Origin of the sequence: Micromonospora taraxaci, assembly GCF_007830095.1 — a bacterium.
Classification (GTDB): domain Bacteria; phylum Actinomycetota; class Actinomycetes; order Mycobacteriales; family Micromonosporaceae; genus Micromonospora; species Micromonospora taraxaci.
Window position 1 is genome coordinate 2,344,025 of record NZ_VIWZ01000001.1, and the last position, 13,610, is coordinate 2,357,634.

A 13,610-nucleotide genomic window follows, 5' to 3' on the forward strand; every position below is an offset into this window, starting at 1 on the left:
TCCGAATCCCGCCCGCTCCAGGTGTGGAACGGATCGTTCCGGTCTGATAGGCTGAACTCAGCAAGCGGAGCGGAACATTCCGCTCCACAGACGGGCGGGATTGCCGCCCGTCTGGCCGGATCGGCGGAGGGGCCAGGACGATGAGCGAGATGGCAGCGGCGCAGTGGCGGATCGTGCTCGACGAGGCGCACACGGCGCTCCGGACGGCCGTCGAGGGGGTCCCGGCCGATGCCTGGGACCGGCCCACCCCGTGCGAGCGGTGGACGGTCACCCAGGTGCTCCAGCATGCGACAGGTGACCAGCTTGCCTTCGCGTCGGCGATCGTCGGCGGGCCCGGGCCGACGGAGGACCCGTTCGCTCCCTCCGGCCGGATCGAGGGTGACAAGCTGGTCGACCTGCGCGCCGCCCTCGACGCCTCCGCCCGTGCCTGGGCGAATGTCGCCGACGACAACCCGCAGGTGCCCACGCCGCTGCCCCAGGGCAAGCTGCCGGCCCACGTCGGTGCCGTCGCGTGCGCCCTCGACGCGGCGGTGCACGCCTGGGACATCGCGGCGGCCACCGGCCAGCCGTCCCCGCTCGGCGACGACTTGGCCCGCCCCCTGCTGGCGGTCGCTCGGCAGATCGTCGAGCCGCTCCGGAACTACGGCGCGTACGCCCCGGCGATCACCACCAGCCCGGAAGCCGACGAGGTCAGCGCCCTGCTCGCCTACCTCGGCCGCGACCCCCAGTGGTCGGCCGGCAAGCGCTGACAGAGCCCGACGACGCGGATGATCGTGCTCGATCATTGATGTAGTGGCCTCGGCGAGCCGCCGAGGCCACTACATCCTGGTTCAAGCGGGCTGGGCGGGCTTGCGGCCGTCCGCGCCAGGTCGTCGTCCCCAAGATCCACACAACATCGGGGATGTTGGTGTCTCCTGCGCCTCGGAGGCAGCAACATCCCCGATGTTGTGACGATCTTGGCCGCGGGGGCGGGGCGCGGCGAAAAGCGGTGGCGGGGGCGGGGCTTTGGCGCGCAGGATGCGCGTGTGATTGAGGCGTACCCGATGCAGGTCCCTGTCCGTGCGGCGACTGCCGTGCGTCGACAGCGGCCGGTCCGGGGGCGAGCCTCGACCCGCCACCGACGGCCGTGAGCGGGGCGTTCCTCGCCGGTCTGGTGGCCGGCTACGGCGTCGCCATCCCGGTCGGCGCGATCGCGATCCTCATCCTGGGGCTCAGCGCCCGTACCTCGTTCCGGGTCGGTGCCGCGGCGGCGCTCGCGGTGGCGACGGCCGACGGGCTCTACGCGGCGGTCGCCGCTCTCGGTGGCGCAAGCCTGGCCGGGTTCGTCGCGCCGGTGGCCGGGCCGCTTCGGGTGGTCGCGGCCGTCGTCCTGCTGGGCCTGGCCGCGCACGGCCTGTGGCGGACCTGGTCCGCGCACCGGTCACGGCAGACGCCGACGGCACCTGTCGGCGGGGGTCTGAGCACTCCGGGACGGGCCTACGCGGCGTTGCTCGGGCTGACCCTGCTCAACCCGGCGACGGTGCTGTACTTCACCGCGCTGGTGCTCGGTCGTCGGGACACCGCCAGCGCGGGCGCGGGCGCGGCGGTGCTCTTCGTGGCGGGCGTGTTCCTCGCGTCGGCGAGTTGGCAGCTGCTCATCGCCGGCGGCGGCACCGTGGTCGGTCGGGCGTTGAGCAGTCCGCGTGGGCGGCTGGTCACCGGTCTGGTCTCCAGCGCGCTGATCGCGGCTCTGGCGGTGGTCGCGCTGCTGCCGGGCTGAGCGGCCCGCCCACCCGGCCGTGCCGTACGGTCGGGCGATGACCAGTCGACCCGCAGCCGGAGGTGGCCGCTGGGTGGAGGTCGACCCGGCCCGCGTCGGCCGCTGGGTCGAGGGCTTCGCCGACCGGCACGGCCCGCACACCACCACAGTGCGGGAGTACGGGCTGCTGCTCACCGCCGACGACGGGGCCACCGCCGAGCTGTACGCCCCACCCGGCGCTCCGGCCGGCGACGACGTCGCCGGGTTCGTGGCCGCCGCTGTCGCGTCCCGCCGGATCGGCCTGCTGCTGGCCCGCAAGGGCGCGGTGGCTGTCGGCGTGGCCGATGGCGTCGACCTGGTTGCCTCCAAGGTGGACACCCGCTACGTGCAGGGGCGCACCGCCGCGGGGGGATGGTCGCAGCAGCGGTTCGCCCGGCGGCGCGACAACCAGGCCAAGGCCGCCATGGGTGACGCTGCCGACCTGGCCGTACGGCTGCTGTTGCCGGAGGTGACGAGGCTGACCGCGGTGGTCGGCGGCGGGGACCGGCGGGCGGTGGACACTGTGCTGGCCGACCGGCGGTTGGCCCCGCTCGTGCCGCTGCGCGCGGAGCGGCTGCTCGACGTGCCGGAGCCACGGCACGCGGTGCTCGTCGCGGCGGTGACCGCGGCGCGGGCGGTGCACATCCGGCTGCGCGACCCGGAACCCGGCTGAGGGCGGGAGACGACCGCCACGCAAAACGGGGTTCCCGGCCTGCCGCCGTGCCACCGGACGGAGGATGGGCGCGTGGAGTTTCTGGTGGACATGGTGACGACGGTGCCGGAGGGCACGTCGGAGGACGAGGTCGCCGCGATGCGTGGGCGGGAGGCGGCGCGTTCGGCCGAGCTGACGGTGCAGGGCAGCCTCCTGCGGCTGTGGCGACCGCCGCTGGCGCCGGGGGAGTGGCGTACCTGGGGGCTGTTCGAGGCCGCCGACGCGGACGAGTTGGAGGCGGTTCTCGCGTCGATGCCGTTGCGGGCCTGGCGGCGGGAGACCGTCACGCCGTTGACGCCGCACCCGAACGACCCGGGTCAGCCGCCCCGGCAGCCGGGGCGGTGATCGTGGCCAGCAGCGAGGTGGAGATCCTGCGGACCGTCCTCGACCGGTGGGCGTCGGCGGTCGACGCCCACGAGCCGGAGCGCGTCGCGTCGTCCTTCACCGAGGACGCGATCTTCCAGGGGCTGCGTCCGTACACCGTCGGCCGGGCCGGGGTCGCCGCGTACTACGCCGCCCAGCCGCTCGGCCTGACCGCCGCGTACGACATCCGGGAGGTCCGCCGGCTCGCCGACGACGTGGTCCTGGGCTACCTGGAGGTCGAGTTCGGCTTCACCGACCGACCGGCGCTAACGGTGTACCTCGGCGTGCTGACGCGGCGGGTCGGGGACGTCTGGTTGATCGGGCACTACCAGGTGTCGCGGCGCGACTGAGGGCACCCCGTTCCCCAAATATCTGGAATCAACGGCGTTGGTTGCCTGAAGCAAGGTCATGCTTGCCGGGCGGCAAGCATGACCTCGGGTTTTGGCACGGAATCGGCTTCAGTCGTCGGCTCCGCCTCAGGCTTGCCGGGCAGCGCATTCACCGCCATCAGAGCCATAGGTATCAGCGGGCGGGGTTGACAGGCCCTGGAGACAAGCGTTGTATAAACAGCGCGGCACCAAGAGAGCGAATTCCGGTAACGGGATTTCTCGGTCCGGGTGCCGCGCTGGTCGACTACGGCGATTTGTGCACGGGGGGCCGTGGCGCGAGCGACGTCGGTCGTTCCAGGATGTCATGGGTCATCGCAGCGTGTGATGACCTCGGATTTTACCTGGAGGACACGTGTTAAAGGCAATGAACAGGCTTTTCTCGGTCGCAATTCTCCTGATGGGTTTGTCCTTGACCGCTGCCTCGCCGGCGGCGGCCTCGGTTGCCCAGGAGCGAACCGCCAAGCCCGCAGCAGAATGTGTTACCGCAGCTCAGGGTTCGTCTGACATGGTTCCCATGTTCGAGATCAACCCTTGCGCCGACCTGGACTTCAGTCAGGTCAACGATTGCACCTCCGGCACGTGCTATTCATACTGCTGGGATGTTGTGCACCCGTACACCTATTACTGGTGCGAGAGCCAGAAGAAGAACGTCCGGCATCATAATTGGCTCACCTACCGCACTGGTACTCGTATGCCGAGTGGGTGCACTGGCAGTGTCGCAGCGGCGTAATTCGGAGAACTGACGCAGAAATTGATGGTCGAGAGTAATTGACAGTCCTATGGCCCATTGCTCTCGATCAGCGTGTCTGTCGTCAGGTGCAGTGCCGTTGACGAAGCCTCCCCGTCCCGACGTCTGCACCCGAAACGCTGCCGGGCCTTGACCCGACTGACGGTAAACATGGACGTGGCAGGCCCCGCGGGGCCTGCCACGTCGCTTGTCGAATGTCAGAGCTGGTCGGTGCCGAAGGTGTCGCAGGTCTTCGGGTCGCCCTGATCGTAGCCCTGGCTGAACCAGCGCTTGCGCTGCTCGGACGTGCCGTGGGTGAACTGGTCGGGGTTGACTCGTCCGCCGGAGCGCTCCTGAATGCTGTCGTCACCGATCGCCTCGGCGGCGTCGATGGCCTGACTGACGTCGGCCTCGGTGATCGACTTGAACAGGGGCTTCTCGCCGGTTCTGTCCTTGCTCTCGCTGGCGTGCTTGGCCCAGGCGCCCGCGTAGCAGTCGGCCTGCAACTCCAGCCGCACGGAGGCGGACTTGGGGCCGCTCTGGTCGCCCTGGCCGGCCTTCGCGTTGGTGCCGAGCAGGTTCTGGACGTGGTGGCCGTACTCGTGGGCCAGCACGTACGGCTGGGCGAACTCGCCCTTGGCCCCGAATCGGGTGGCCAGCTCGTCGTAGAAGCTCAGGTCGATGTACACCTTCTGGTCGGCGGGACAGTAGAACGGGCCGACACCCGAGTCGGCCTGCCCGCAGCCGGTGTTCACGGCCTCCTGGAAGAAGTTGGTGATGGTGGGCTCGTACTTGCCATTGCCCAGCTCCGGGTATGCCTTCTGCCAGTACCCCTGGATGCTGTTGACGTAGAGCAGGTTGCGGCAGCGCTCGTCCTGGAGGCGGTCCGGGTTCGCGGTGGAGCACACCTGGTCCAGGTCGTCGCCGGCCTGACCGCCCTCGTCGCCGTTGGTCATCGCGTTGAGGCCGAAGCCGCCGCCGAGCAGGGCGATGAGCACAGCCACCACGATGCCGATGATGCCGCCCCGACCGCCACCTCCCGGGATGGGGATGCCGATGCCGCCGCCGCCCCCGCCGCCGCGACCCAGGTCTTTGGCCTGGGAGGTGTCGAGCTCGGCCTGCTCGTTGAGTTCCATGGTGACCCCGATCGCCGTATGCCGGTGAGAGTGTCTGTTGTGTGTCGTTTCGTCCATCGAGTGCCGGACGGGGTCCGGACAGGCGTTCCGGTACCCGATGATCTTGATCGGTAATCCCAGCGGGCCGTTCGTGAGCGCCCGGTACACTTGTCGGGTGCTGCGCTGCGAAGGCTGAACCGCCCCGCGCCGTCGGGCCTCTTGAGCCCGCCGGCCGTTTCGCGTGCCCCGAGTCAGCCTTCCAGACCCCGAGAGCGAGCCCGACACGATGATCACTGCCACCGGCCTGGAACTGCGTGCCGGTTCCCGCATCCTGCTGTCCGACACCACGCTGCGGGTGCAGCCCGGTGACCGGATCGGCCTGGTCGGTCGCAACGGCGCCGGCAAGACCACCACGTTGAAGGTGCTCGCCGGCGAGGGGCAGCCGTACGCCGGTCAGATCGACCAGCGCAGTGCCATCGGTTACCTCCCCCAGGACCCCCGCACCGGCGACCTCGAGGTGACCGGCCGCGACCGGGTGCTGTCGGCGCGCGGCCTGGACGTGCTGATGGCGCAGATGAAGGAGATCGAGGCCCAACTCGCCGAGGACGCCAACGACAAGCTGGTCCGGCGCTACGGCGCGTTGGAGGACCAGTTCGCCGCCCTGGGCGGGTACGCCGCCGAGGCCGAGGCCGCCCGGATCTGCGCCAATCTCGGCCTACCGGACCGGGCGCTCGCGCAGACCATCGGCACCCTCTCCGGCGGTCAGCGGCGGCGCATCGAGCTGGCCCGGATCCTGTTCCGTGACGCCGGTGAGAACGGCGGCGGCATCCTGCTGCTCGACGAGCCGACCAACCACCTCGACGCCGACTCGATCACCTGGCTGCGCGGCTTCCTCGCCAACCACAAGGGCGGCCTGATCGTGATCTCCCACGACGGCGCCCTGCTGGAGTCGGTGGTCAACAAGGTCTGGTTCCTCGACGCCACCCGCTCGGTCGTCGACGTCTACAACCTGGGTTGGAAGGCGTACCTGGAGGCGCGTGAGACCGACGAGCGGCGTCGCCGCCGGGAGCGGGCCAACGCCGAGAAGAAGGCCGGCGCGCTGATGGCGCAGGCCGACAAGATGCGGGCCAAGGCGACGAAGACCGTCGCCGCGCAGAACATGGCCCGCCGCGCCGAGAAGCTGATCTCCGGCCTGGAGGAGGTGCGGGTCGCCGACCGGGTGGCCAAGGTGCGTTTCCCCAGCCCCGCACCGTGCGGCAAGACCCCGCTCACCGCGAGCGGCCTGTCCAAGTCGTACGGCTCGCTGGAGATCTTCACCGACGTCAACGTCGCTGTCGACCGGGGCTCCCGGGTCGCCATCCTGGGGCTCAACGGCGCCGGCAAGACGACGCTGCTGCGGATGCTCGGCGGATTGCTCACTCCGGACACCGGCGAGGTGCACGCGGGTCACGGGCTGCGGCTGGGCTACTACGCCCAGGAGCACGAGACGCTGGACGTGGAGCGAACCGTGCTGGAGAACATGCGCGCCGCCGCCGTCGAACAGTCCGACACCGACCTGCGCAAGATCCTCGGCGCGTTCCTCTTCTCCGGTGACGACGTGAACAAGCCGGCCGGGGTCCTGTCCGGTGGCGAGAAGACCCGGCTGGCGCTGTCCACCCTGGTCTGTTCCGGCGCCAACGTGCTGCTCCTCGACGAGCCGACGAACAACCTCGACCCGGTCAGCCGGGAGCAGGTGCTCGACGCGATCGCCAACTACCCGGGCGCGATCGTCCTGGTCACCCACGACCCGGGTGCGGTGCTCGCGCTCAAGCCGGACCGGGCGATCCTCCTGCCCGACGGCGACGAGGACGCCTGGAGCGACGACCTGCTCGAACTGGTCGAGCTGGCCTGATCGCCACCCGGTGGTGGACGCCTGACCGCGTCCTCAGCCGAGCAGGTCGACCAGTCGGCCGAGAACGCCGGAGCTGACCAGGATCACCACACCGATGCCGATGAAGATCGTCGGCACCAGCCAGTGGCCGGCGCGTTCGACCAGCCGGACCACCCGGGGGTGTCCGCCCAGCCAGGCGCCGACGGCGCACCACAACGCGATGAGCAGCGCGAAGACCAGGAGGAACACCGCGCTGTCGGCCACGCCGAGGGCTCGGAAGACGGGTACGTAGACGGCCACGTTGTCCGCGCCGTTCGCGATCGTCACCCCGGCCACACCGAGCGTTCCCGTGACGACGGTGGGGGTGTCGTCCTCGTCGGAGCGCCGCAGCGCGCGGACGCCCAGCACGATCGGCAGGAGGCCGAGAAGCCCCGTCCACGGGTCCGGCACCACGAGCAACCCGGCCGCTACCACCGCGCTCGCCAGCGCGAGCGCGCCGATTCCGACGTATTGGCCGGCGACAATCTGCCACGGGCGGGGTCGGCCGGTGGTGCGGGCCGCGACGAAGAACAGCGTCAGGATGACGATGTCGTCGATGTCGGTCGCGGCGAACACCACAGCCGCTCCGGCCGCCGTGCTGAACAGGTCGATCACGACGGCAGGTTACGGCTCGTCGGCAGGAACCATCGCCCTCGGGGGTACGCCCGGAGGCCGGACGGGGCCGATTGCAAGGATCACTCTATCGGGAAGCTGACATTGCATAGCGTGTCGGTTGGCGAAGAGTTGATATCTGGCGCATGATCGTCCGAGGCGGTCTAATAGGTGGGACCGTATCCGAACCGCACAGTCTGGGACGTGAGGACACAGCATGGCAGCCACTGGCACAGCCACCAGCACTGAGAAGGGTCGCCGGATCGTCGGAGCCGAGCGTCAGACGCTCGCCAAGGACCTGGTAAAGCGGTACACCTCGGGGGAGAGTATCCGCGCGTTGGCGGCCTCGACCGGCCGTTCCTACGGGTTCATCCACCGAGTGCTCACCGAGTCCGGGGTGCAGCTGCGTCAGCGCGGTGGTGCCCGACGCCGCAAGAAGGCGTGACCCGCCCCTCAGCGTCGTCCACCAGCGCCGCGCCCCGGGTTGCCCGGTGACCGCCGAGGCGACCGGGGTTCGGCTGGATTGCGACGGGCCGGTTGCCACGGTGACGTTGTGCCGGCCCGACGTGCTCAATGCCCAGACGCCTGCCATGTGGCGGGCGATGAGCGCTTTCTCCCGTGACCTGCCCGGCGACGTGCGGGTGGTGGTGGTCCGGGGCGAGGGGCGTGCGTTCTCCGCCGGCCTCGACCTCGCGGTGGCCGGTGCTTCCGGCCCGGGCTCGTTCGCCGAGCTGGCCACGCTGCCCGAGCAGGAGTGTGCCGAGCGCATCGCGGAGTTCCAGGCCGGCTTCACCTGGCTGCACCGTCCGGACGTCATCTCGGTCGCGGCCGTGCAGGGCCACGCGATCGGTGCGGGCTTCCAACTCGCGCTCGCCTGCGACCTGCGTGTTCTCGCCGCCGACGCGAAACTGTCGATGGCCGAGGTGACCCTTGGCCTGGTGCCCGACCTGGCCGGCACGAAGCGCCTCGTCGAGCTGGTCGGCTACGCCCGGGCGCTGGAGATCTGCGCGACCGGCCGCCGGTTGGACGCCGCCGAGGCGGACCGGATCGGGCTGGCCACCCTTGTCGTGCCGCCGGCCGAGGTGGACGACGCGGTCCGGGACCTGACCGCTGGTCTGCTCGCCGGGGCCCGGGACGCGGTGGTGGAGATCAAGGCGTTGCTCGCCGGCGCGACCGGGCGGTCGCACGCCGACCAGCAGCGCGCCGAGCGCGAGGCGCAGACCCGTCGGCTACGCGACCTGGCGGGTCGCGGAGAATAGGTAAGGACCGCACGGGAAGATCCGGGTTACGACCGAGGTTGTCACACTCGTCGGGAGAATTGACCTGACGAGGCGGTCTGCCCGACAACCCGGAGGTGAGCGATGTCCAACCCGATGTCCGGAGGCGGCATGGCCGGGTGGAGCATGCTCCGGTCGATGCGCAACCGGGACGAGGTCGCCACCCACCGGCTCAAGCGCGGCGTGGCCCGCCGCATCGTCGCCTTCGCCCGGCCCTACCGGCGCGACATCGTCGTCTTCCTGGCCACCGTGGTGTTGGCCGCCATCATCGGTGTGGCCACCCCGGTGCTCGCCGGTGACGTGATCAACGCGATCAACCGGGGCGGCACCGAGGCCGGCCGGCTCGTGGTGCGCCTGGCCCTGTTCATCGCCGCGCTGGCGGTCGCCGACGCGCTGCTCTCCCTCGCCCAACGGTGGTATTCGGCCCGGATCGGCGAGGGCATCATCTTCAACCTGCGCACCCGGGTCTACGACCACGTGCAGCGGATGCCGTTGCAGTTCTTCACCCGTACCCAGACCGGCGCCCTGGTCAGCAGGCTCAACAACGACGTGCTCGGCGCCCAGCGGGCGTTCACCTCCACCCTGTCCGGCGTGGTCAGCAACGTCATCCAACTGGTGCTCACCGCGGCGGTGATGTTCACCCTCTCCTGGCAGATCACCGCGCTCTCGCTGGTGCTGCTGCCGATCTTCATCATCCCGGCCCGTCGCGTCGGTCGGCGACTGGCCGACATCACCCGGGAGGCGTACAACCTCGACGCCAAGATGAACGCGACGATGACCGAGCGGTTCGGGGTGGCCGGCGCGCTGCTGGTCAAGCTCTTCGGTCAGCCCGAGATCGAGGCACGCCGGTTCGCCGGTCGGGCCGAACGGGTCCGTGACATCGGCATCCAGTCCGCCATGTACTCCCGCACGTTCTTCGTGGCGATGCTGCTGGTGGCCTCGCTGGCGCAGGCCCTCACCTACGGCCTCGGCGGTTGGCTGGCGGTGACCGGCGGCGTCAGCGCGGGCACCGTCGTGACGCTCGCGCTGCTGCTCACCCGCCTGTACGGTCCGCTCACCGCGCTCTCCAACGTCCGGGTGGACGTGATGAGCGCCCTGGTCTCGTTCGACCGGGTCTTCGAGGTGCTCGACCTCAAGCCGGGCATCGTGGAGAAGCCCGACGCGGTGCCGGTGCCCCGAGGGGCCGGCCGGGTCGACTTCCGCGACGTGCGATTCCGCTACCCGAGCGCCGCCGAGGTTTCCCTCGCCTCGCTGGAGGAGGTCGCCACGCTCGACCGCACCGTCAACGAGCCGGTGCTCAAGGGCGTCTCGTTCAGCGTGGAGCCGGGGCAGATGGTCGCGCTGGTCGGCCCCTCCGGCGCCGGCAAGTCGACGCTCTCGATGCTCATCTCCCGGATCTACGACGTCAGCGACGGCCAGGTGCTGGTCGGCGGTGTGGACGTACGCGACGCGACGCTGGCGTCCCTGCGCGACGAGATCGGTGTGGTCACCCAGGATTCGCACCTGTTCCACGAGACGATCGCCGAGAACCTGCGCTACGCCAAGCCGGACGCCACCGACGACGAGATCTGGGCCGCGCTGGCCGGCGCCCAGGTGGCCGACCTGGTGCGGGCACTGCCCGACGGGCTGGACACCACCGTCGGGGAACGCGGCTACCGCTTCTCCGGCGGCGAGAAGCAGCGCATCGCGATCGCCCGGCTGCTGCTCAAGGCGCCGTCGATCGTGATCCTCGACGAGGCGACCGCCCACCTGGATTCGGAGAGCGAGGCGGCGGTGCAACGGGCGTTGGCGGTGGCATTGACCGGGCGTACCGCCCTGGTGATCGCGCACCGGCTCTCCACAGTGCGCGACGCCGACCAGATCCTGGTCCTGGACGGTGGGCGGGTCGTCGAGCGGGGCCGGCACGACGAACTGGTGGCCGTCGGCGGGCTCTACGCCGAGCTGTACCGGACCCAGTTCGCTGTCGCCGACTCGCCCACCCCGTTCGTCGACGCGACCGGCCCCGAGCCGGTGGTCATGCCGCTGGGCACCTACCGCGCCGACGAGGTGCTGCCGCCCGCCGCCGCGAACTGAGCCCGGGTCGGCCGCTCGTCGTCGACGTCGTGTCGGTCGCTTGCTCTACGGTGTGCGCCGTGCAGACGTACCGAAACCTGCCCGTGCCCGCCGTCGCGGAGGTGGGGTGGTGACCCACCTCCTCAGGTGCCTGAGCCTCGGCGACGTGTCCGCCGTCGGCGCGCTGCTGAGCACGTTGGACGAGCCGGCCCGCCGGGCGCTCGGCGACGAGCTGACAGCCCATGTGCGACGTCGGCGGGACACCTGGTGGGTGGACAAGGAGGCGACCGCCCTGGCGGTGGCCGCGGTGGGCACGTTGAGCACCGCCACCAAGACCGCGGCCCTGCTCGGCCGGCGGTCGGTCGAGCTGGGCAACGCCGACCCGCAGCCGGTGATCGCGGCGGCACGCCTGCGGGGTGTGCCCTGGTTGGCGGAGGTGGCGTACCGGCTGGCCGAGCGGTTGCCCCGCAGCCGCTCGTGGGACGGTTGGCACTTCATCGCCGGGCTGCTGCTGGCCGAGAAGGCACCGCCGCCCACAGCTGACGCGTTCGTCGCCGGCTGGGCACAGTCGCTGTGGATGGCGCGATTCGAGAGCCGGCCGCAGACCCTTGTCGACCGGCTCCGCGCCGACCCGTACCTGGACGCTCTGCTGCCCCGGCTGTTCGAGGTGGACGGGATCGGCACCGACCTGACGTTCAACGGCGCCGGGCAGGGAGTGCCCCCGGCGTTGGTCGCGCTGGCGACGGAGGGGCGACTCGACCGGTCCACGCTGCTCGACGGGGTTCTCGGCCGCCTGTTGCGCGGCGATCGGCCGACCGCCCTGCGTCCGTTCCTCACCCTGCACGACCTGCTGGCACCCACGCCGGCCGAGGTGACGGCGCGGGCGAGCGCGTACCTGCGGCTGCTCGCCGACGCGCCGGGGCCGGTCGCCGGCCTGGCGCAGCGGGCGCTGCGTGACACGGGCGGCGACCTGGACCTCGAGTCGGTGGTGGACACCGCGCGGGTCGTGCTGGGTCGGCCGGAGAAGGCGCTGGTGCGCGCCCAGTTGTCCTGGTTGGACCGACTGGCCCGGCAGAACCCCGACCGGGCGGCCGACATCGCCGAGGCCCTGGCGTCGGGTGTCGCCCAACCCTCCGCCGATCTGCGGGACCGCGCGCTGGCCCTGGCGCAGCGACACGGCCACCGGCCGGTCGCCACCGTCGCAGTGGCGGTGGCCGGCGACGAACTGCCGCCGCCGGTGTCGCCCGCGCTCGTGCCGCCGCCGATCACCGACGTGGACGAGCTGGTGGAGGAGATCACCGGGCTGCTCGGTCGGCAGTGGCCCGCGCTGACGCTGGAGCGGGTCCTCGACGGGCTGGTCCGACTGGCCACCCGCGAACGGGACGGGCTGGCGGTTGCCCTGCCACCGGTGCTGCGACGCGCGGAGATCCGCGCGCACAACGGCAGCTGGGCGGCGTTCAACCTGAGAGCCCAGTTCAACGGTGTGCTGCTGGCCGTCGCCGCGCCGACGGAGGCTCACCATCGGCGCGACCAGTGGGCCCGCATCCTCGGCCAGTCGGTGACCTGGAGGGACCGGCTCTTCCGACGCCGGTCGACGGTCGAGCCGTCCAGGCAGCCTCCGCTCACGCAGCTCTACTGCGCCCGGCTCGCCGAGATCGGGCAGCGTCTGGACGGCGCTGACGACCCCGGGCTGCTGGCCGCCCCGACGTCCACCACCGGTGCCGTCGACCCGGCGGCGCTCTACGAGCGGTTGGACGCGCTCGGCGACCGGCCGGTCTGGCGGTGGGATCTCACCCAGGCCCTGCTGCGGCTGCCCGTCGGCGTGGACGACGCCCTAGCCACCCGCGCCGCGGCGCTCGGCACGCCAGCCGGGGACGAACTGGCCGGTTGGCTTCGCGGGGAAGCCCTACCGGCGCCCGTGCAGGAGGTGGTCACCGTCGGCCGGCGCGAGCGTCGCCACGGGTTCGACTACGGCTACGACCACCTGCCCGTGCGGCGTACCCTCGTCGCGACCAGTCCGCCGGAGGGCGTGGCGGACCCGATCGGCCTGCTCACCGTGCCGGTCCGCCCGGTCGGGCAGGGGCCCGCCGACTGGAGTGACCTGTGGCCGGCGTTGCTGCCGGGGCATCGGGGTCTGGTCGCCGCTCGCCTGCTTCCGGGTGTCGCCAGCGCGGCGCAGGAGGACGCCGAGGGGCTCGGCGCGGTCCTGCCGCAACTCGCCGAGTGCACAGGCGTCGGCGGTCCGGCCGTCGACCTGGCGCTGGCGTACGGGTTGTGCGCCCGACACGAGGCGGACCGGGTCGCCGCCCTCGACGCTCTCCTGATGCTGGCCTCAGGCGGTGAGCTGGACGCCCCGGGCGTCGGAGGTCAGCTGGGCACGTTGGCGGCGGACAACCAGGTGACGCTGACGCGGGCGGTGACACCCCTGCGGGACGCGGTCGCGGCCGGTGCTCGGCTGAGTGTGTGGCGGCTCCTCGCCGCGGCGCTGTCGCCGTTGCTGGCCGGGCCGACCGCACCGCGTGGCACGCCCGACCTGCTCGCCCTGGCCGCCGAGACGGCCGGCGTCACCGGCGTCCGCATCGAGGTGCCAGGGCTGGTGGAGGTGGCGGCGCGCGGCGGCACGAGCCGGTTGGTGAAGGAGGCCCGCCGGCTGCACACCGCGTTGACCACCTGACCG

General features: G+C 71.4%; 12 protein-coding genes. 10 read left to right on the forward strand and 2 right to left on the reverse strand.

Translation table 11 applies throughout. The annotated features are described in order from the left end of the window. Window positions 1–140 precede the first annotated feature (140 nt). The 5 genes from FHU34_RS11075 to FHU34_RS11095 all read left to right on the forward strand — a co-directional run bounded on the left by FHU34_RS11075 (window position 141) and on the right by FHU34_RS11095 (window position 3,202). Complete coding sequence (locus tag FHU34_RS11075; RefSeq protein WP_208744963.1) at window positions 141–749, forward strand: TIGR03086 family metal-binding protein; 609 nt, start codon at window positions 141–143, stop codon at window positions 747–749. Between the two features lie 377 nt (window positions 750–1,126). Next, window positions 1,127–1,759 (forward strand): LysE family transporter, encoded by a 633-nt coding sequence (locus tag FHU34_RS11080; RefSeq protein ID WP_145779870.1) that lies wholly within the window; start codon window positions 1,127–1,129, stop codon window positions 1,757–1,759. Between the two features lie 37 nt (window positions 1,760–1,796). Beyond that, window positions 1,797–2,450 (forward strand): acVLRF1 family peptidyl-tRNA hydrolase, encoded by a 654-nt coding sequence (locus FHU34_RS11085; protein ID WP_145779871.1) that lies wholly within the window; start codon window positions 1,797–1,799, stop codon window positions 2,448–2,450. A gap of 72 nt (window positions 2,451–2,522) precedes the next feature. Then, window positions 2,523–2,834, forward strand: coding sequence for a muconolactone Delta-isomerase family protein (locus tag FHU34_RS11090; protein WP_145779872.1), 312 nt, complete (start codon window positions 2,523–2,525; stop codon window positions 2,832–2,834). A gap of 2 nt (window positions 2,835–2,836) precedes the next feature. After that, entirely contained in the window at window positions 2,837–3,202 is a 366-nt protein-coding gene (locus tag FHU34_RS11095) for a YybH family protein (RefSeq protein ID WP_167524796.1), read from the forward strand. 984 nt (window positions 3,203–4,186) lie between these two features. Here FHU34_RS11095 and ypfJ read toward each other — a convergent pair. Then, window positions 4,187–5,104, reverse strand: coding sequence for a KPN_02809 family neutral zinc metallopeptidase (gene ypfJ, locus FHU34_RS11100; protein WP_145779874.1), 918 nt, complete (start codon window positions 5,102–5,104; stop codon window positions 4,187–4,189). Between the two features lie 265 nt (window positions 5,105–5,369). On the opposite strand from ypfJ, the gene FHU34_RS11105 reads away from it, so the two are divergent. Beyond that, window positions 5,370–6,974 (forward strand): ABC-F family ATP-binding cassette domain-containing protein, encoded by a 1,605-nt coding sequence (locus FHU34_RS11105; protein ID WP_145779875.1) that lies wholly within the window; start codon window positions 5,370–5,372, stop codon window positions 6,972–6,974. 33 nt (window positions 6,975–7,007) lie between these two features. Here FHU34_RS11105 and FHU34_RS11110 read toward each other — a convergent pair whose 3' ends face one another. Continuing rightward, window positions 7,008–7,607, reverse strand: a complete 600-nt coding sequence (locus FHU34_RS11110) for a cadmium resistance transporter (protein ID WP_145779876.1) — start codon at window positions 7,605–7,607, stop codon at window positions 7,008–7,010. Window positions 7,608–7,821: 214 nt separating this feature from the next. Between FHU34_RS11110 and FHU34_RS11115 the strand changes: the two genes are divergently transcribed. The 4 genes from FHU34_RS11115 (at window position 7,822) to FHU34_RS11130 (ending at window position 13,607) form a co-directional block, all read left to right on the forward strand. Then, window positions 7,822–8,049 carry a helix-turn-helix domain-containing protein gene (locus tag FHU34_RS11115; protein WP_007462679.1) on the forward strand — a complete coding sequence of 76 codons (228 nt, stop codon included), beginning with the start codon at window positions 7,822–7,824 and terminating at the stop codon, window positions 8,047–8,049. 46 nt (window positions 8,050–8,095) lie between these two features. Next, a complete protein-coding gene (locus tag FHU34_RS11120; RefSeq protein ID WP_145779877.1) occupies window positions 8,096–8,863 on the forward strand; it encodes an enoyl-CoA hydratase/isomerase family protein in 768 nt (255 codons plus the stop codon). 114 nt (window positions 8,864–8,977) lie between these two features. Then, a complete protein-coding gene (locus FHU34_RS11125; RefSeq protein WP_208745139.1) occupies window positions 8,978–10,954 on the forward strand; it encodes an ABC transporter ATP-binding protein in 1,977 nt (658 codons plus the stop codon). A gap of 109 nt (window positions 10,955–11,063) precedes the next feature. Next, on the forward strand, window positions 11,064–13,607 hold the full coding sequence (locus tag FHU34_RS11130) for a DUF6493 family protein (RefSeq protein ID WP_145779879.1): 2,544 nt from the start codon (window positions 11,064–11,066) through the stop codon (window positions 13,605–13,607). The last annotated feature ends 3 nt before the right edge of the window (window positions 13,608–13,610 follow it).